This window comes from Rossellomorea sp. YZS02 (assembly GCF_033963925.1).
GTDB lineage: Bacteria > Bacillota > Bacilli > Bacillales > Bacillaceae_B > Rossellomorea.
This window is the reverse complement of the sequence record NZ_JAXBLY010000005.1, coordinates 17,913-38,163: the sequence shown is the minus strand read 5'-3', so window position 1 is coordinate 38,163 and position 20,251 is coordinate 17,913. Positions and strand designations below refer to the sequence as shown.

At 45.5% G+C, this 20,251-nt stretch carries 16 protein-coding genes; 2 read left to right on the top strand and 14 right to left on the bottom strand.

All coding sequences use genetic code 11. The annotated features are described in order from the left end of the window. Window positions 1-50: 50 nt before the first annotated feature. The 14 genes from SLH55_RS06550 to SLH55_RS06485 all read right to left on the bottom strand — a co-directional run bounded on the left by SLH55_RS06550 (window position 51) and on the right by SLH55_RS06485 (window position 18,485). Window positions 51-269, bottom strand: coding sequence for a DUF2922 domain-containing protein (locus SLH55_RS06550; protein ID WP_219166439.1), 219 nt, complete (start codon window positions 267-269; stop codon window positions 51-53). 38 nt (window positions 270-307) lie between these two features. Beyond that, window positions 308-526 (bottom strand): DUF1659 domain-containing protein, encoded by a 219-nt coding sequence (locus SLH55_RS06545; protein WP_219166438.1) that lies wholly within the window; start codon window positions 524-526, stop codon window positions 308-310. Window positions 527-623: 97 nt separating this feature from the next. After that, window positions 624-3,350, bottom strand: coding sequence for a YhgE/Pip domain-containing protein (locus SLH55_RS06540; RefSeq protein WP_320322960.1), 2,727 nt, complete (start codon window positions 3,348-3,350; stop codon window positions 624-626). Between the two features lie 70 nt (window positions 3,351-3,420). Beyond that, on the bottom strand, window positions 3,421-3,993 hold the full coding sequence (locus SLH55_RS06535) for a TetR/AcrR family transcriptional regulator (protein WP_320322959.1): 573 nt from the start codon (window positions 3,991-3,993) through the stop codon (window positions 3,421-3,423). A gap of 152 nt (window positions 3,994-4,145) precedes the next feature. Next, window positions 4,146-5,525 (bottom strand): Glu/Leu/Phe/Val dehydrogenase, encoded by a 1,380-nt coding sequence (locus SLH55_RS06530; RefSeq protein WP_320322958.1) that lies wholly within the window; start codon window positions 5,523-5,525, stop codon window positions 4,146-4,148. Between the two features lie 174 nt (window positions 5,526-5,699). Further along, on the bottom strand, window positions 5,700-6,749 hold the full coding sequence (locus SLH55_RS06525; protein WP_320322957.1) for an aldose epimerase family protein: 1,050 nt from the start codon (window positions 6,747-6,749) through the stop codon (window positions 5,700-5,702). Between the two features lie 35 nt (window positions 6,750-6,784). Next, window positions 6,785-8,728, bottom strand: coding sequence for a beta-galactosidase (locus SLH55_RS06520; protein ID WP_320322956.1), 1,944 nt, complete (start codon window positions 8,726-8,728; stop codon window positions 6,785-6,787). An 88-nt stretch (window positions 8,729-8,816) separates the two neighbouring features. Further along, window positions 8,817-10,307, bottom strand: coding sequence for a UDP-glucose--hexose-1-phosphate uridylyltransferase (gene galT / locus SLH55_RS06515; protein ID WP_320322955.1), 1,491 nt, complete (start codon window positions 10,305-10,307; stop codon window positions 8,817-8,819). 6 nt (window positions 10,308-10,313) lie between these two features. Then, window positions 10,314-11,309 (bottom strand): UDP-glucose 4-epimerase GalE, encoded by a 996-nt coding sequence (galE, locus tag SLH55_RS06510; RefSeq protein WP_320322954.1) that lies wholly within the window; start codon window positions 11,307-11,309, stop codon window positions 10,314-10,316. After that, window positions 11,306-12,487, bottom strand: a complete 1,182-nt coding sequence (locus SLH55_RS06505; RefSeq protein ID WP_320322953.1) for a galactokinase — start codon at window positions 12,485-12,487, stop codon at window positions 11,306-11,308. Before SLH55_RS06505 ends, galE begins: the two co-directional genes overlap by 4 nt. Before the next feature lie 204 nt (window positions 12,488-12,691). Next, window positions 12,692-14,278 carry a solute:sodium symporter family transporter gene (locus tag SLH55_RS06500; protein WP_320322952.1) on the bottom strand — a complete coding sequence of 529 codons (1,587 nt, stop codon included), beginning with the start codon at window positions 14,276-14,278 and terminating at the stop codon, window positions 12,692-12,694. 313 nt (window positions 14,279-14,591) lie between these two features. Continuing rightward, on the bottom strand, window positions 14,592-15,926 hold the full coding sequence (locus SLH55_RS06495) for a hypothetical protein (protein ID WP_320322951.1): 1,335 nt from the start codon (window positions 15,924-15,926) through the stop codon (window positions 14,592-14,594). Between the two features lie 683 nt (window positions 15,927-16,609). Beyond that, window positions 16,610-17,980 (bottom strand): hypothetical protein, encoded by a 1,371-nt coding sequence (locus tag SLH55_RS06490; protein WP_320322950.1) that lies wholly within the window; start codon window positions 17,978-17,980, stop codon window positions 16,610-16,612. Beyond that, window positions 17,967-18,485 carry an RNA polymerase sigma factor gene (locus tag SLH55_RS06485; RefSeq protein ID WP_320322949.1) on the bottom strand — a complete coding sequence of 173 codons (519 nt, stop codon included), beginning with the start codon at window positions 18,483-18,485 and terminating at the stop codon, window positions 17,967-17,969. Before SLH55_RS06485 ends, SLH55_RS06490 begins: the two co-directional genes overlap by 14 nt. Before the next feature lie 235 nt (window positions 18,486-18,720). Between SLH55_RS06485 and SLH55_RS06480 the strand changes: the two genes are divergently transcribed. After that, entirely contained in the window at window positions 18,721-19,509 is a 789-nt protein-coding gene (locus SLH55_RS06480) for an ABC transporter ATP-binding protein (RefSeq protein ID WP_320322948.1), read from the top strand. Further along, complete coding sequence (locus SLH55_RS06475) at window positions 19,493-20,248, top strand: ABC transporter permease (protein WP_320322947.1); 756 nt, start codon at window positions 19,493-19,495, stop codon at window positions 20,246-20,248. The genes SLH55_RS06480 and SLH55_RS06475 overlap by 17 nt, the downstream gene beginning before the upstream one ends. Window positions 20,249-20,251: the final 3 nt, after the last annotated feature.

Sequence of the window (20,251 nt, the reverse complement as noted above, 5' to 3'; positions counted from 1 at the left end):
CAAAAAACGCCCGGAATGTCAGTATGTCTGACTTCCCGGGCGCTTTCATTTTACATCACATCATAATCCGTCACATTCCGCTCCACTACGCGCGCTCCTTCCACACTTACAAACGCACCAGTCGAACCTCCGAACACATCGGTCGCGATCAGGTTGTCCATCGCAGCCTTAACCGCCAATGTGTCAATCGGCTCGATGGGCTCATTGATGGATAGCTTCGCGGTCTTCCCCACTTCGGTTTTAAACTCCAGTTCCAATACTTTTGCCATACTCTATACCTCCTTTCCGATATGATTCCTTACCTCGATTACTCATTGATGTCGAAGCTTTGAAGCTTCTCCACGTTGGAAAGCACTTTGGATGAAAGACTTGCGATTGATAACGCTGCACTGTTCATGTCATCCGCCGTTGCAAGGGGATTGATGTAGCTATAAGATTTGTACGCAAACTTAGGTTTCCCCTTCTCGTCCAGGCCATCACTGAAAGCCAAACGAATCCTCGTCGATTTCAAATCCGCTGTTGCCATGTGCCTCACCTCCTTTCACCCTTTATATAGGGATTCAGCAGAGGATCAGACACCCTTTGACGAAAAAAAACCGGAGATCTCTGTCTCCGGTTTTCCATTATGCTTCTATTTCCCGATAGTGCTTCCTGCGAAGGATACGGTATCTGAATGTGAGATAAAGGATGGTTCCTCCCATGGCAACGAATAAGAAGATGAGGGTAAACATCACATTATGCCACATGAACGCAACATCACCTGTGGAGATGATGGCCCTGAATGCATTGATCGTATACGTCATCGGTAAGAAGTTAGAGAAGTGCTGCAGGAATTCAGGCACCAGTTCGATTGGATACGTTCCTGCACTACTTGTCAATTGTAAAATCAAGATGAGAATCCCGATGAATCGTCCTGGATTATCAAGGGATGTCACCAGGAATTGGACAATCGATAAGAACGTCCAGCTTGCCAGGATGCTCATCATGATAAAGAGCGGGATACTCGTCACTTCAAGGCCGAGTCCCCATAAAAGAATAGAATCGGCCAACAGCGCCTGAAATACCCCTGCAAACAGGAGAACGCCGAATTTCCCGATGAACCATCCGAATCCGCTTCTTGGTGTGACAGCCGGTTCCCTCATCGGGAAGATGATCGAAATCACGAGTGCTCCGACAAAGAGACTGAGTGACAGGAAGTACGGAGTAAAGCCCGTTCCATAGTTCGGTACATCATGAATCGGCTTGTCGGTCAGGGTGACAGGTTTTGCGAACATGTCATAGATGTCGTCATTTGCGTTGACGTCATTCGCATCCTTGGCACCATCCGCAAGCTTATCCTTCAGCTCGGATGATCCATCCGTCAGTTTATTCAATCCATCTGTCAGATCGGTTGACCCGTCTGACAGTTCTCCGAGACCGGATGATAAATCCACAGATCCGTTCCGGAGCTCTCCCAGTCCACTCATGAGATCCTTGAATTTGTTTGAGAACATTCCCAGTCCTTCCGACAGATCATTCGATCCTTTTGAGAGATCGCCAAGTCCGTTGTACAGTTTTCCTGAACCTGCATACAGGCCGCCGAGACCGTTGACAAGCTGATCGGAGCCTGAAGATAAGAGGCTGGTTCCATCAGCGAGATCCGAGGAGCCCTTGGCTAGTTTCGCAGACCCTTCTTGGAGGGCGTCTGTTCCGCCGGCGAGTTTTCCAAGTCCTGTCGTCAGCTTATTGCTTCCGTCAACCAATCGGTCGATCCCATGTTGAGCGTCTGAAACCTTTTCCTCCACCTGGGAAAGGCCGCCAACTAGAAGGTCCTGGCCATCCAATAGGGAATTTGCCCCTCCGGCCAATTCCGCCTGACTTTTGGTGATTTCATCAAACCCATTGGTTAATCCCGCCTGTTTGACTGACAGGTTTTGCGCCTGGGCGGACAATTCTTCTGATTGTGTGCCGAATTCAGAAGCGGTACCTGATACTTGAGATACTTTATCGGTTACGTCCTGGCTTTTATTAGACAACCCATTAAGGGATGCTTTCAATTCTTTCAACTTTTCCTTTTGTGCGGGGTCTTGTTCCTGTTCAATCAAGGTATCGACATTGGCGGCTGCTTCTTTGAGCCCTTGACTGACCTCAGTTGAACCGGTATCCGCACCGTTCACATCATGGCTGATTTTAGCTGCCTTACCGGATAAAGCTTGAGCTTGAGAAGCAACCTGATCTGACCCCGTTGCAAGGTCAGGCAAACTACCATTCATTTCATTCAATCCGTCCAATGATTTCTGGAGGCCGCCCGCAAGCCCTTTCGCACCTGCCAGTGAATCCTTCGCCCCGGTCAGGAGCTTTTGATTCCCTTCTGCCATGTCGGTGAGGGCCGCATCAAAGGATTGGAGTCCTTCCGATACCCTTTTGGAGCCCGCATACGCCGTATCGACTTCTGATGAAAAGGAAGTGGACTTCCCGGCGAGTTCCTTAAGCCTTTCATTTAACGTTTGAGCCCCGTTGTTCACGCTGTTGATTCCGCTGTTCAAATCTTTTGCGCCGTTTTGAGCTTTTCCGATATTCTCTTTCAGTGCGCCCGCTCCGCTCCGGGCTGAATGGACGCCATTTTCAAGCTTATCAGCACCCGCTGCAACGGAGCCGACACCATCGTCGAGCTTATTCGCACCGGCTTGGGCATCTCCAAGTCCGTCCGACAATTTATTCGCTCCTTCATGAGCTGTGTGGATCCCGTCATGAAGGTCACCGGAACCCGATGTGGCATCTCCGAGCTTATCATTCAGCTCTCCGGCGCCGTCACTCGCTTCAGTCAGTCCATCCCCGACCTCCTTGATCTGGTCAAACATCGATTCGGCATAAGTTTTCGTAACCGCACCCGATACCTCTTCCTTGATCTTTTCAATCGCAGAGTCTCCTATTTTAGAAGAAAGATAGTTTGATCCTTGATTGGCCGTATAAATCAATTCCAGTTTTTCAGGATGAACATCCTCGAGGGTCGTGGCATGCTCAGAGAAGTCTTCTGGTATTTCAATTTTTAAATAATAGTCCCGGCTTTCAAGACCCTTATCGGCTTTCTCTTCGTCTACGAACCTCCAATCAAATGTGTCGTTCTCTTTCAGGTCTTCTACAAAGTCTTTTCCTATTGTCAGTTCTTCGCCGTTAAACTCGGCACCCTTATCATTGTTGACGACCGCAACAGGGAGCTGATCCACCTGTCCGTACGGATCCCAGAATGCCCATAAGAATGTTCCACTGTATAACACAGGAATAAATAATACGGCTAAGACGGCAATCAACAGGGTCTTATTCGTAAAGATATTACGAAATTCTCCCTTGAGTGAATGCAATCCTTTCATTTTATCAACCCTTTCGAATATATGACTATCTTCACCATTTGGTCATAGGATTCAAAAAAGAAAGGACCATTTACGTGGATAACCCATTCAGTAAATAATCCTCCATGATTGTGGCGATTTTCTCAGACGATAGGGGCGGGTGATTCCGTTCCCAATCCGAAACCAGTGAAATGTATACCTTCAACAAAATAAATGAAATGACTTCCGTGTCACAAGTCTTGATCTGCCCACTCTCCATAGCCCGATCAATCTTACTTTTGATATAAGACAGCAATTCATTCTCGATATGGTGTAGCATTTCCTCCACTGCCCGAGTGCCGATTTGTTTCTCTTCTTCGATCAGCTTCAGCATCAATTGATGGTCTGTCCGGTACTCTAGAAGCGTAATCAATGCCCGGTGAACATTTTCATAAAAGCTATTATCGGGATCGAGGGCAAGGTCTGCTGATGATTTCATTTCCCTTACCATGCTATACACAATCTCCTCAAACAGCTCATCCTTATTCTTAAAGAACGTGTAAATCGTTCCTTTCCCGACATTCGCAAGCTTCGCTACCTGATCCATCGTCGTCGCCTTATACCCAAACAGCGAAAAAGACTTCGTCGCCGCCTCCACAATCAACGCCCTTCGATCAATAGACATCCTGATTCATAACCCCCTGACCAAACCAGTGTTTCGTTCAAACCCATTCTAAACTCAACTATAACATCTCTCCGTAATAGATTCAAAGATGAGAGGGACGGACCTCGATTCCTAGTACCTGCTCCTAGGAATAAAGGTCCGTCCCTCAAATGTTAATACAGTTTCCCTTGTCGATATAACACCGTCGAGAGTTTCATGACGGAGTGGATGTAGCAGTTCTGTCGGAGTGGGAATGGGTCTCCGAAGAAGAGTGGCAGGACGGTGTCGAGGGTGGATTTCATCTTGTCGTAGAGGAGGTTGAATACTTCGTCCTCTGTGTAGAACTGGGTTTCCCTGCCCTGCAGCCATTCGAAGTAGGAGACGATGACCCCGCCGGCATTGGCGAGGATGTCCGGGATGATGATGACACCCTTCTCACTTAAATACGAATCCGCTTCTGTAGTGATTGGCGCATTCGCTCCTTCGACGATGACCCTTGCTTTCACCTTCCGTACATTATCTTTGTGGACCTGATCCTCAAGGGCTGCAAGAATGAGGACATCGACGTCAAGATAAAGGACTTCGTCTCGCTCACGGATCTCAGCCGTCACATCTATTTCCTTCAACTGCCCTTCTTCAGTCGGCAGGTCTCCTTTATTCTTCATCGTGAACTCGACCAGAGCCGGGATATCGAGGCCATCTGAATTGTAGAGCGTCACATTCCGGTCACTCACCGCCACCACTTTGTTCTGCAGGTGAGTGGACTGGTGGGCTTCAAGTGCTGCGACAGATCCGACGTTCCCGAATCCCTGGACGGCAACCGTCAAGGGCCGGTCTTCATAATCAAGGGCCGTTTTCGCAAAGATGTTATCCGTCTTGGTCAGGAGACTCTTTTGCTCTCTCAGGAAATCATGGACAAGGTATCGGAATGTAAAGAACACTCCCTTCCCCGTCGCTTCCCGCCGTCCGAGGGAACCTCCATTTACGATGCTTTTCCCTGTAAAGCTCCCTCTATAGGGCATTCCGGGGCGAATGCTCTTGTACTCAGCCATCATCCAGTCCATCTCCCGTTCCCCCGACCCCATATCAGGGGCAGGGATATCCTTGTCGGGTCCGAGGATATCACTGAAGTACTGAACATATTTCCTTGAGATCAAATGAAGCTCCTTCTCGGAATACTCCCGGGGATTCAGGATGATCCCTCCTTTCCCTCCTCCGAACGGAACGTCATGGAGAGCATTCTTCAACGTCATCAACGACGCCAGATTCACGACCTCTTCCTCATTCACCGACTCATGGAATCTGATACCTCCCTTATATGGTCCAAGGGCATTATTATGCTGCACTCGGAACGCCGGGATCCGGACGACCTTCTCGTCCTCAAGCGGAATCCTCAAATACGATTTATGTACATGATTCGGCGTCGATAGAATCGACGTCAATGAAGTAAACGCTTTCTTCCTTGTTTCACCTTTCACTTCCGGTAAAAATGACTGGTCTTCGAGTAATGCATTCAATGATTTCTGTACTATGTCTCTTGTTTGGCTGATCAATATGGGTCCCTCCTATTGTTTAAAGAAAATATTGGTATTTACTATAGGGTTACCCTTTTTGGTATGGTTAAAAACGACTATTTTCCTTTGCAAGTGGGAAATCAGCCCAACATAAAAGCCACACCCTCATCTGAAAGGTGTGGCAAATTCCACCGTTGTCTGAAAACCTGACGATCAATGCTGATTTTCATCGCTGTTTATGACATGAAATCGAAAGGTAGTGGAAGCACTGTACACATCCCCTTTTTTAACAGTGACCGAAGGAAAATGAGGATGATTTACGGCATCGGGAAATCCTTGCGTCTCAAGGCAAAGGCCAAGATGGCTCCGGCCACGGACGCCACCGGTCAACACATCATCGGTGAGATGATTACCCGTATACAGGACGACCGATTGCTGATCGGTTTCCACCGATATTGCTCTGCCGCTTTTTTCATCCCAGAGGGAGATTCCCCTGTCTTTTTTATTTAAAACAAAGGCATGGTCATACCCTTCCTCAAGACCGGACTGCATTCCGGCAAGTATCGTTTTTCCGTCATGAAAATCAAAGGGAGTCCCCTCTACAGGAATCAACTTTCCGGTCGGTACAAGATCACCGGCAAGATCAAGGATCTCATCCGCATTCATCTGCAATGTGTGAGACAGGATGTCCTCTTTGTAATCGCCGCTCAAATTGAAGTAGCTGTGGCTCGTCATATTGATGGGGGTATCATGGTCAGGGACTGCCCGGTATGCGATGGTGAATTCATTTGCATTCGTCAGCGTATACGTCACGTCCACTTTGATGTTTCCTCGGTATCCCTCTTCTCCGTCAGGGCTCAGATAAGAGAGGTAGACACTCACCTCATCCTTTTCAACCGCCACGTTCCCGACTGTCCAGATGACTCTGTTGAATCCTTTATCTCCGCCATGAAGATGATTGCCGTTTTCATTTGCCGTCAGTTCTACACGCTTCCCATGTGAAGAGTAACCGGCCCCTCCGATTCTCCCGGCGACCCTTCCGATCAGCGCACCGTAATAGTGTTCATGTTCAACGTATTGTTCAAGCGTATCGAACCCCAGAACGACATTCTCAAACTTCCCTTTACGATCCGGGGCAAGCATGTTCGTAATGGCCCCTCCATACGTAATGAACATTACTTCCATTCCAGAATCATTCTGCAGCGTGTACGAGTCCACCCCATGTCCTTCGTATTGACCAAAAGGTTTTTTGATCACATTCATGTACATCCACCTCCTTTTCTCCGTTCAATTGCTTATTACACTTCCGCTATCACGCAGTCATACGGCTGTAATGTCACTTCACCAAACGTTTCTTCATACCCGTTATGATTGATGATGACCCTATATGTCTTCCCTTCGACGGTTCTTGAGACAACCTCTACTCCCGGATTGGTTTCGATCGTTTCGATACCTGCCTCACCAGCAGCTTTGGCCGCAATTTCTTCCACGACACCCTGCCCGATTCCCGCTCCGATGTAATACGCTTTTCCCGATCCGAATGTATTCTCTGTCACACAGGCATATTCATTGTAGAATGCGTCATCGTATCGATAAAGGGAATCCGCCGTCGTTGGGTTCACCAGATCACGCCAGTACTCAGCCGTCGTCACACGATCTGAAACCGTGGAGACGACCGGTACAGACTGCCCTTCATGAAGCGATTCGGATTCCTCCACTTCAATGCCGAGCAGCGGGGACAATCCTCCTGGAATCATCGCACCGAACACGAGATTATTGTCTTTATCCTTCACTCCTGCACGATACGACACGATGACCGTCCCGCCGTTCTTGGTGAATTCCTCGAGCCTTTCAGTCAACTCAGGATCGATCAGCTGTGGCACAGGTACCAGCACGACCTTATACCCTGAAAAATCCTGATCATACTTCAACACGTCGATCGCTGTATTTTGCTTATGGAACGGTTCATACAGACGAAGAACTTCTTCTGTAAAGTCGATGCTCGGATTCTGCTGCTGAATCCGCCATGACCAGATATTATCAAAATCATATAACAGAGCCACATCCGCTTTTACAGGAGAATCAAATAGCTTCTCATATTCTTTCACTTCATTGAAAAATTGCTTTACTTCATTGAACTTCCGGGTCGTACGGTTGTTGCTGTCAAGGATTCCAAGGCAGTATTGTTCGGCTCCTCTGTTCATCCCACGCCAGCGGAAGAACAGCATATTGGAGCAGCCGTGGGCAAACGCATGCCACGCCCATACCTTCGCCTGATTCGGCCGTGGTAAATATCCGATGACATCATGTCCCTGAGCCCCCATTAATTCTTCCACAATCCAGAAATTCTGTTTCTTCAGCCCTCTGATCAGATCAAGGGTCATGGACAGGTGAGCGGGGGAAATCGGTTCCTTCAGACCTCCCCATACAGGGTAATTATCATAGGAAACAAAATCGAGATCCCGGGAAAATTCATTTGTATCAAACCATTTTCCGAATAGCCCCCCAGGCAGATTCGTCGTCACGGTTTGATGATCCCCTTTCAACCGCTTCGCCTGTTCCACATGCTTCAGAGCAAATTGACTCAACGAAGTGGAGCGGAAACGGGACCAATCAAGCATCATCGCCGGATTATGGACCGTTATCGTTTGTTTAGGGACCGGGATTTCAGAGAATCCGTTATACGTCTGCCCCCAGAAAATCGTTCCCCAACGCTCATTCAGCTCGTCAATGGAATCATATTTCTCCTGTAGGAACTCCTGGAATCCACACAGGCAGCTCCCGCAGTAACACATGTCACTATCTTCATGCCCCAATTCGTTATCGATCTGCCATGAAACGATGGCTTCTTCGTCACGGTAATGAGTGATCAACTTTTCAGCGATGCGCATCGAATAGTTCTGATACGTTTCAGAGTTAAAGCAGTACTGCCTTCTCCCGCCGAATGATTTCTTCTGGCCATTGATATCTTCATTCAGAATATCGGGATGACTGCCTGCAAGCCACGCTGGAAATGTTGCCGTCGGTGTCCCGAACATCACTTTCATTCCGTTCGCTTTGACTTTTTCGATGACATGATCAAAAAAGGAAAAATCGAATTGACCTTCATCCTTCTCCATCAAGTGCCAGGCAAACTCACCGATCCTGACCATGTTGACACCCATATCTATCATTCTTGCAAGATCTTCATCTATCAAACCGATATCCCAATGTTCCGGATAATAATCGACACCTAAAAACATAATGATCCCCCGCTTTAGTTTAGTATAGAGAAAATAAGAAACCCGCTCTTTCCCTGGTTTCTTATTTCTATTTCAATATTGATTCAGATCAAAAGCCTTCAACAAATCTCTTGAATGCCTGCTGTCCTCTCACGTCCCTTTTGAATACCCCGGCATCTTCCAGGACTCGAGAGAATTTCTTTCCGAGCTCTTCTTTCACAATAGCTGACACATTATCAGAGGTTACGTCCTGATAACGGTCCTGCAGCTCTTTCACCCACGGAAGATGATAATCTGCCACATCATGACTTTCACCTAAAAGGGCGCTTTCCACTTCCCGAAGCTCCCCTTTCAAGCGGGCTGGCAGGACGGCAAGGCCCATCACTTCAATCAAGCCGATGTTTTCTTTCTTGATATGATGAACATCTTCATGGGGGTGAAAGATTCCCATGGGATGCTTTTCATCCGTACGATTGTTCCTCAGGACAAGGTCCATCTCATACTTCCCGTCTCGCATACGGGCGATGGGGGTGATCGTGTTATGAGGAGTGTCCCCTGTAAGGGCAAGTACCTCTGCCTCGGGGTCACTGTACTCTTTCCAACTTGTTAAAACCTCTTCCGCAGCAGAAAGCAATTCTCCCATGCTACCACTGTTTAAACGGACCACGGACATCGGCCACTTGACGATTCCGGCCTCCACTTCAGGATGACGATTCATCGAGAATGTGTACTCGATCTCCGCCCTTTCCATGGCAAATTCGTAATGCCCTCCCTGATAGTGGTCATGTGAAAGAATCGATCCACCCACAATCGGAAGGTCTGCATTCGAGCCGGCAAAATAATGAGGGAACTGATGGACAAAATGAAGCAGCCGCTCGAATCCGGCACGATTGATTTCCATCGGACGATGGGTCTCCGATAAGACAATGCAATGTTCGTTGTAATACACATAAGGTGAATACTGAAGCATCCAGGGTTCCCCTGCAAGATTCAGGCGGATCATCCGGTGATTGGCCCTCGCAGGATGACCGATCCGCCCCTCATAGCCTTCATTTTCCACACAAAGCAAGCACTGTGGATACGTCTGATCCTTTTTCGGCATGGTTTTTTCAAGGGCAATTTGCTTCGGATCTTTCTCGGGCTTCGATAGATTGATGGTAATATCCAGTTCCCCGTAGTCCGAATCCACCTGATAGCTGATGTTTTGACTGATCCGTTTTGTCTGGATGTAGTTGCTGTCCTGACTCAGCTTGTAAAAGTAATCCGTTGCCTGTCTGGGTTCTTCTTTGTAATGGCCAGCAAACCTTGAATTGATGTCGGATGGACGCGCCACGAGAACGTCCATCACTCTTGCCGAAAACATTTCTTTTTCATCGAACAAATCCTCGATGATGGCGTGGTCAACTGCATAAGCCGTCATCGTTTCGAGCAGATCAGGTATCTCTGATCCATCGGATGAATCTGTCTTTTCCGCCTTGTACGTCTCCAATTTTAAAAGGGCGAGAATCCGGTTACGGGCATAGACTTCATCTTCTTTCCCGATCAATCCCGCCGTTATAGCTTTTTCAATCAATGTGTTCACAGTCAAGAAAATGCTCATCCTCCGTCACTCTCCCTTTCTGTCGTCGTATCCATTCGGATGGGTTTCGTGCCACTTCCAGGCATCCCCGATCATGGTTTTAACCGAGGTTCGGGACGGCTCCCAGCCCAGAACTTCTTTCGCTTTTTCTGAAGAAGCGATCAGTTTGCTTGGATCTCCCGCTCTTCGTTGTCCGATTTTCTCAGGAATCGGATGCCCGGTCACTTCCCTTGCAGCATGAATCATTTCTTTCACCGAAAAGCCCTGGCTGCTTCCCAGGTTGAAGATATTGCTTTCCCCTGTACGCTTCAGATAATCAAGGGCCAGGATATGCGCTTCAATCAGGTCATCCACGTGGATATAGTCCCGGATACACGTTCCGTCAGGCGTGTCATAGTCTTCTCCAAAGATCGTAATATGGTCACGTTGACCAAGGGCCACCTGCAGGATGATCGGAATCAGATGGGTCTCCGGGGTATGATCCTCTCCAATCACACCGCGCGCTCCCGCCACATTGAAATAGCGGAGGGACACAAACTTGATCCCATAAGCCTCATCGCACCATCTCATCATTTTCTCCATGGCAAGCTTCGTTTCACCATAAGCGTTCGTCGGTTCCGTTTTCATCTTTTCGGTGATCGGCACCATCTCAGGCTCTCCGTACGTTGCCGCCGTTGATGAAAACACGATATGCTTCACATCGAATTCATTCATCACCTCAAGGGTTACCTGAGTACCGTACACATTGTTATCGAAATACTTGAGTGGATTTTCCATCGATTCGCCGACCAGGGAATTCGCGGCGAAATGGATGACTCCGTCAATTTTTTCTTTTTGAAATACAGATTTCAGGAAATCCTTATCCCTGATATCTCCCTGATAGAAAACAGCGTCCTGATGAACCGCGTCTCTGTGTCCTGTTTCCAAGCTGTCGACTACGATGGTTCTGTATCCCTGTTCGACAAGCTGATACACGGCATGAGATCCGACATATCCTGCACCGCCCAATACTAACACGTTCATACGATCACCTCTTTATCTAATTCTGTTGCACCATTTCCGATATCCGCTACATAAAAGGTCGCCTCATATCCGACCGCTTCTTCATACTTCCTGGATACATTTTCAATAAAGCCTTCCACCTGCTCGCGTTCCACGATGGCAATCGCGCATCCGCCGAAGCCTGCTCCGGTCATCCTCGCCCCGACGACGCCAGGCTGATTCCATGCGGCTTCAACAAGGGCATCCAGTTCCTTCCCCGTCACTTCATAATCGTCCCGCAGTGAGATATGGGATTGATTCATCAAATCCCCGAACTTCTGAAGCTGATCATTTTGTAAATAGCGAAGAGCCTGAAGCGTGCGGCGATTTTCATAAACCGCGTGCTTGGCACGTTTCTGTTTGATGGGATCTGTGATGACGTCCTTATGGAGCTCGAATTCTTCCTCTGTCAGTTCTCCAAGGGATCCGATATCCGTCACCGACTGCAGACTTTGAAGAGCTGACTCACATTCCGTTCGTCTCTCATTGTACTTAGATCCCGCAAGCTCCCGGCGTTTATTGGAGTTCATGATGATAATGCTGTGATGTTCCAAATCCAGCGGCGCGTATTCATATCGGAGTGAATTCGTATCCAGTAAAATGCCGGCACCCCTTTTTCCCATCCCGATGGCAAACTGATCCATGATCCCGCTGTTCACGCCGATGAACTCGTTTTCCACCTTTTGTCCGGTCTTGACGAGATCGATCCGGTCGATGGAAAGATTGAATAATCCTTGAAGCATGACCCCTGTCACCAGTTCTATGGATGCTGACGAAGACAACCCGGCCCCATTGGGAATATTGCCGTAGAACTGGACGTCCATCCCGCTTTCGATGGAATGTCCCGCTTCCTTCAAATACCGGATCATCCCTTTCGGATAATTCGCCCAGTCATGCCCTGGATCATAATCCAACCCGTCGAGGTCAAATTCCATGACCCCTGTTTGTTTAAAATTCAATGAATACAGTCGCACCAACCGGTCTTCCCGTCTCTTCGCCACGGCATAGGTACCGAACGTGATGGCACATGGAAACACATGCCCGCCATTATAATCCGTGTGCTCCCCAATCAAATTGATTCGTCCAGGGGCAAAGAAAACACGGTCCGCTCCACAGTTGAATATCTCTTTAAAACTATTAAAAAGTTGCTGAACATGCATGCTGATTCCTCCTACGTTTTATACCCATCTTTCAATTTCCCTCGTGCATTTCGCGGTGACAGAAAATATAGAAACCGCTTTCAACTTTATGATAAAACAACAAGGATGAAATTTCAATAAAATTTTAGTAAAAGTTTTACTAATCCTTCCCGGCAAATATAAACGAAGACAGTCAGGCCAACACCTGACTGTCTTTGATAGATTCTAAGCTCCTATTCCTAGCGGAGAGAAAACCATATAGATGATGATCATGGCAATCGTACAAGCGATACCAATTGGATACACGATTTTCCAAGGAGTCATATCGACCTTATGTGACTCTTCCAATCTGTAATCCGTGCTTCTCGGTTTGAATTTACCGATCAGAAGCATCAGTGCAGAACAAAGGACAAACAGGATTCCTAAAATATGCAGGAAGTGAAGGCCCGTATCCCAGAATAATTGTGTAATCGCATACAACGTAATGAAAACAAAGAGCGAGATCTTCGCTGCAATCGCCGGTACCCGCTTGGTCATGTACCCGACGATGATGATGGTGAAGATCGGTACATTATAGAAACCGTTTACAATCTGGAGATACTGGAAGAATCCTTGTGGTGCCTTCTCAATGAGCGGTGCCAGGATCATCGCAAATACCGCCAGCAACACGCCGAAATACTTCCCGTTTTTAACTAGCTGCTTGTCCGACGCACCAGGTTTGACGTACGGCTTATAAATGTTCAGTGTAAAAAGTGTCACCGAAGAGTTCAATGCTGAATTGAAGGATGAAAGGATCGCCCCGAACAACACAGCGGCAAAGAATCCGACAAGAGGTGTCGGCAGAATCTCATTCACCAACCGCGGATAGGCATCCGTCGGTTCCAGGTTTTCACCGAACATATTGAACGCGATGATACCAGGCAGAATTAAGAAAAATGGTCCGACCAGCTTCAAAGCGGCTGCAATCAGCACCCCTTTCTGACCTTCCTTCAGATTCTTCGCCGCAAGGGCACGCTGCATGATATGCTGAGCCGTTCCCCAATAGAAGAGGTTGACGAGGAGCATCCCCGTAAACATCGTACTGAAAGGCACCGGATCTTCCGGTTTCCCGATCGCATTCAATTTCTCAGGTGTGTTCTCCATAATCGTGTGGAATCCGCTGAACAGGGAACCATCCCCGAGAACGAATAAACCTATGACCGGAATCATCAATCCCCCGATCAATAATCCGACTCCGTTTATCGTATCCGAGACGGCAACCGCTTTCAATCCACCGAAGATGGCATACAGGGAACCGATGATCCCAATCGACCATACGGTGATCCACAGTGCCGTCGTCCGGTCCACCCCAAGCATTTCAGGAACATTGAAGATACCGCTCAGCGCCACCGCCCCTGAATAAAGGATAGGTGGTAATAAGTTAAAGACATATCCAAACAGAAAGAGAATCGTCACGATCTGCTTTGTGCTTGAATCAAATCGTTCTTCCAGAAAATCAGGTATCGTCGTGATGCCTCCTTTTAAATAACGGGGAAGCAAATAAAACGCGACAAGTACAAGGGCAATCGACGACCCGACTTCCCAGCCCATCACCGACATATTATCCGAGTACCCCTGGGCATTTAATCCGATAAGCTGCTCCGTCGATAAATTCGTCAGCATCAGGGATCCCCCGATCACCCAGCCGGTAAGACTGCGCCCTGCAAGGAAATACCCCTCCTGCGTGCCCAGATCCTCGTCCCTTGTTTTCCAATACGAAATCAACGCAACAAGAATCGTGAAAAACAAGAAGGAAATGATTGTGAATAACATAGTTGTAACTCCTCTCCATTGATCACTCTTTTTTCATTCATTCACCTAAGCTGAATGAAGACTTTTCAAAATCTTTAAAAACAGTATAACGTGAAAGCGCTATTATAGTAAACATTTTAGTAAACAAAATCGTGAATTTTTCCTGGTTTTTTACTAGGTGTGGTGTAGTCTGTGTAAAGGGAATGGGTACTCGTAGGTATTTTTGAGGATAGATTGATAGGGAAAGGGCAATACATAATAAAGAGGCATCCCCAACAGGATGCCTCTCTTTCACGTTAATAGCAACGAGTATTTAAAGGATAACTACCCGATATCACCAAACATCATAACGCAACCATCCATTTTCCACACTTAATATTTCTCCTCCAGACCCTTCCTCCACTTTATAAGGTTCGCCACTCTCTATAACTTTGTCGACAATGGCAGCAAATTGTTCCCTTGTGTACTTCTTAGACTTAAAGGTCATCAGATCAATAAAGAGATCTTTATACTCAACATCCACACCAGACACAAGGGAAACGGTCGCGATGAACTTTCTGCCGATGATGACATAGGACATATCCGAGCTTGGGGTATAGTAAAAACGGGCCCCGTATTTGCGGGCAATGTCATCATACCCTTTACCAGCTTTATACTTATTAAAATCACGGCTCATTTTGAATGTAAACCCATCTGAACCAGTCATCGTGAATTCCAACGGATATAGCTCATCTTCAGGATTGCCGGTCTCTGATTGGGGCTCTTCCTTTTCTTCAGATACTGTGCCGCTTGAGTTTACTTCTTTAGGTTTCGAAGCTTGTTCTTCTCTTTGTTTTTGGGCTAACATCTCTTCTTCCCTGCGCTTTTTCTCTGCTGCCTCTGCCATAAGCTGCTGAAACTCAGCTTTCGCCTTGTTGATTTCGTCTTCCATCATCACCGCCATCTGTTTATTTGATAATTGATTAACCTGACTCATTACTTCCTTGGCCTTTTGTTCAAATTCCTGCGTCCCGACGGATTGTTCTGATGCCATTTTTTTAAGAGCTTGAACTTCCTCCTGAACACCTATATAGTTCTTGAATTCTTTTTCGAGGTTATTTATTTGGGCAGTATATTGTTTACTTATGAATGCTTTTAGTGTAGCATTTTGCAGTTGATCAAATTCCTTCAATTTGTTGGAGATTTCCCTTTTCAGCAGAGATAATTTTTCTTCTAACTTTTCATCAAAAGTGTCCTGAGAAAGGATTTTATTCAAGTCATCAATAGTAGTCTGGAGCTTATTTGCCTCAGGGACTGTGTCATTATAAATTTTGATTTCCTTCATCATTGAGGTTAATTTTTTCTTTTCTTTTTCAGAGACAGTATCCACCTTCTCCAAAGACGATTGAGCCGACTTCACCTTGGAATCTTCTATAGGTTTCAATAGTTCGCCTTCTGCTGTATTCTGCAGATTTTCTCCCATCTCTTTATAAACCGTTTGAATGTTCTCCTCTGCCTGAACATATCGTTCATGCTCCCGTTCTTTCCCTGTTTCTGAAATAATATAAACTGTAAGCAATGAGAATATGAAAATACCAAGTATAGCTGCAACAAAACTACCCCGTTTACCCCTTTTCCAAATACTCTTCTCCACAGTTGGTGAATGATTTTCGTTGTTTAATTTCTTCATTTATTTTTCCTCCTGTCATCAATTAAAACTTTCACGTGCCAGAAAATACATGATTCAAACTTTATTCTCTTAATACATTCTCTATGCCACTTGATGGGACGAGAAGCAGATAGATCATTTCACTGTTTTGATGAAACCAATACGTAAATATCCTATTCATCCCATCCCCCCGTTTTTTTCTTTATATACATTAGACGATTCTGAACCCCCAAATATTTCATTTATTTGGATATTTTTTCATTTTATTTACAAATTCATTCATTGGGTTGACATACCTTTCTTTTTGCTATCTTTTCCTACAAAATAAAAGGAAATTCTACAGCCTTCCACAATATAGTGTAAGAGTGTGACACAGATCTGGACTAAAACAATATGAATTATGAGAAGGATTGATGATATGTAGATAAAGATTAATTATCTAATTAGGTATTGAAGTCTCCAATGTCTTAAAAGATAGTAATCTTGAAATCCATCAAGGGGAATTCGCATCGTTCGTGGGGGCATCTGGTAGTGCTTATTTTTTCATGAAAAAGCAACTTGGTTTGACCAAAAAACGTTCAAACCAAGCTGCTTATTTGTACATAAAAATCATAAAGTTCTTCATCGGCCTCAGAAAAACAATTCGTCTTTTTGGTCCTGCCATTATTAAGTGCTTATTATTTAGTCTCTTTCATCTTTAACTATTACCATGAATCATAAAGCAACACTCCATTTTTCAACCGAAGTTCTGATCCACCCTGATCATTTCCCACTTTGTATGGTTCCCCGGTTTGGATTACAGTATTGACGATTTCAGAAAACTCAGCTTTTGTATTTTTACTGTTATAAGTACACAATTCGATAAAGAGATCCTTATATTCAAGAAGTGCACTAGTTGAGATTGAAACTCCTGCTATTTGTTGACCATTTTTGAAAATAACCCCACCATCTGAGTTTGGTATGAAATAATATCTCCCGCCATATTTTTTAGCTAATTCATCATAATGGAGTAAGGTTTCATTTCCTTTAAAGTCCCTGCTATATTTAATTGTAATTCCCTGAGGTGTTGTCTCGGTAAACTCCATAGGATATTCACCATCCTGATCTTCTTTTGGAGAATCTGCAGCTTTATTATTTTCAGCTTCTTTTCGTTCCTCTTCTTTTTTAATCTCTTCCTGTCTAATTTCTTCTTGCTTCTTTTGTTGGATTTCATTATATTCCGTTTGTGCCTGTTTTAATCGATTTTCCATTTCAATTGCCGTTTGTTCGTTAGGTAAACGATCCAGTTGTTGCAGCACTCCCTCTATTTGTTTATCAAATTCATCTTTATTCATTGACTGCTCTTTAGCTATTGTGCTTAATTCTTCAATTTGACTACTCATGTCCTGTAATTGATTAATCGACTCTTCAATCGCTGCTAGTTGGGGTGAATACCTTTCAGAGAAAAAACTCTTTAGATTAGCACTTTCAAGGCTATCAAATTTTTTATTAGCTATATCTAATTCATTCTTTAGTCCTGCTATTTCTTCCTGAACGCCCTCTTGGAACTTCCCTTCATATATTTCTTTGTTTAGAAGTGTGATGTTCTTTTGTAAATCATTCACAAATGGTACCATTTGGTTATATTCCTGTAGAGTGATCATCTTTTTGTTCAGCTTTTTTGCCTTTTCCTCTTTACTGATTGAAGAATCTGCATTAATTTCACCCATTGAAGCCTCTGCGGCTTTCAGTGCCTTAGGGTTCACCTCTTTCAATAAGGCCTTTGGACCGGCTGTTTCCAAATGTTTTTCCATCTCGCCATAAACAGCATCTACTTTCTCCCCGGCATCTGCAAGCAACTGCTCAGTTTTTCCTTTTTCTGTTTCAAAAAGAATATACGCTGTTAGCACAGAAAATAAAATCAGCCCCATTACAGTTGTAACCAACCCTATAAACTTCCCTTCTTTCCAGCTCCTTTTTTGGCGGGTAGGCGTTACGTGATGAAGTATACTTGTATGAATTCTGTCCTTTGCTTCATCGTTTAACTTCATCTTGGGAAACTTATTTTGAAAAGTGTAGTCATCATGATTCTTCATCTCTATATCCTCCCATTATGGTTTGTAACTTTTTACATGCGCGGTGAAAGGTGATTCGTACTTTGTTTTCTGACCACCCCAAAATGGCTGCGGTTTCTTTTACATCGAATTCATTCATTCCTTTTAATATCAAAACGTCTCTGTAATTCGGTTTGAGTTTATGGATATGACCAAGGAGTTCCTTGGTCTCCTCAACGACGAACAGCTGGGATTCCGGTGTTTCTAAAGAAGCTGCTTCTAGAATTTGAGGTGATAAAGGGTTGCTGGATAACTTCTGTTTGCGACGTTTCCTTTGTTCATCAACCGCAAGATTTCTCGCTATTGAATACAACCAGGTTTTCGGATTTGCCTTGCCCTCGAATGATTCATACGAATTAAGCGCCCGTATGAACACTTCCTGAACCAGGTCTTCTACATCCATTGAGCTCATCCGATATACTAAAAACGTATAAATTGAATCACTGTATAATGTAAACCATTCTGCTACTATCCTATTGTTGGACATCTCATTCCCCCGCTTTTTTTTCCTTTTATATATTAGACGAAAGCAACCGTTAGATATTTCGCTTTTTGTATAATTTTTCATTTTATTTACAAATCACTAGACATTCTTGACAAGCACTCTTTACTTCCCCTTCCCCCAAAATAAAGGAAACCTTGACAACCTTCCCCAATATACTATAATTATGTTATTTATATTCCGACTAAACTAATAAGAATTATAAGATAAGGGTGATGATATGTTTATCGAAATCAACCATCTAAATAAACAATATCCAGATAAGGTAGGAAAGCCCACAGATGTCTTAAAAGATATTAATCTTCAAATCAATCAGGGGGAATTCATATCGATCCTGGGGCCATCCGGTTGCGGTAAGTCCACTCTTCTTTCGATTGTGGCAGGATTGACGGAATCGACAACAGGAGAAGTCCTGGTAGACGGACATCCGATCAAGAAACCGGGAAAAGACCGCGGGATGGTGTTTCAGCAAGCTGCACTGTTTCCTTGGCTGAATGTCATGGAAAACGTGACCTTTCCCCTGAAAAAAGACATGTCCAAAAAAGAGGCAAGGCAGCAGGCCGCCAAGTACCTACATATGGTCCAGCTCGGAAACTACCAGGATCATTACCCCCATGAGTTGTCAGGAGGCATGCAGCAGCGGGTGGCGATTGCACGTGCTCTCTCCATGAACCCTGAAATCCTTCTGATGGATGAACCATTCGGGGCACTCGATGAACAGACGCGCTCAAGGCTTCACCACCAGCTTGAAACGATCTGGATGGAAACGAAGAAGACCGTTCTCTTCGTCACCCACAGTATCTCGGAATCTATTAAGCTTTCAGATCGGATCATCGTCATGGGGACCCGTCCCGGAACGGTCTTGGCGGATATCAAGGTGGATATCCCCCGTCCCCGGGATGCTCATAAGGAAGAAATGGTGAAAATCGAAGAACATATCATGAGTTTTTTAAAGAAGGAAATCGACAAAGTGATAAGTGAGGAATTGGCTTATGAACACCGCTCTTAAACGCATCATCTTCTTCGCCCTGATCATCGGCCTTTGGGAATCGGGGTCGCGGTTTGGATTATGGACAGAGATTGTCCTCCCTTCCCCTACTTCCGTATTCGATGCCTTATTTACAGGAATATCCGATCGAACCTTGATCATAGACCTTATTGCAAGCTTTAAACGTTTATTCATCGGATTAGGGATTTCGTTGATCATTGGAACGAGCATCGGCGTGCTTCTGGCAAAATCAAAAACGGCCGACGATACGCTCGGATCTTTGTTGCTCGCCTTCCAGAGTGTGCCTAGCATCGTCTGGCTTCCACTGGCGATTATGTGGTTCGGACTCAATGAAAAAGCCGTCATTTTCGTCGTCATCCTCGGGGGAACGTTCGTCATGGCCCTGAACATCCGGATGGGGATCAAAAACGTCTCTCCCCTTTATTTGAAAGCTGCCCAGACGATGGGTTCAAGAGGATTGGACCTATTCATCCGGGTCATCTTCCCCGCATCGATCCCATACGTGGTAACGGGATCACGCCTCGCATGGGCATTCGCGTGGCGGGCACTGATGGCCGGGGAACTCCTTAGTACGGGACCGGGACTCGGTTACACGCTCCGCTACGCCTCGGATTTCGGTGACATGAGCCTCGTGATCGCCGTAATGATCATCATCGGTGTCATCGGGGCGATTGTGGATCAATTGTTATTCCAGCGTATTGAAAAATCAGTGATCAAACGCTGGGGATTGGAATCGTAAATA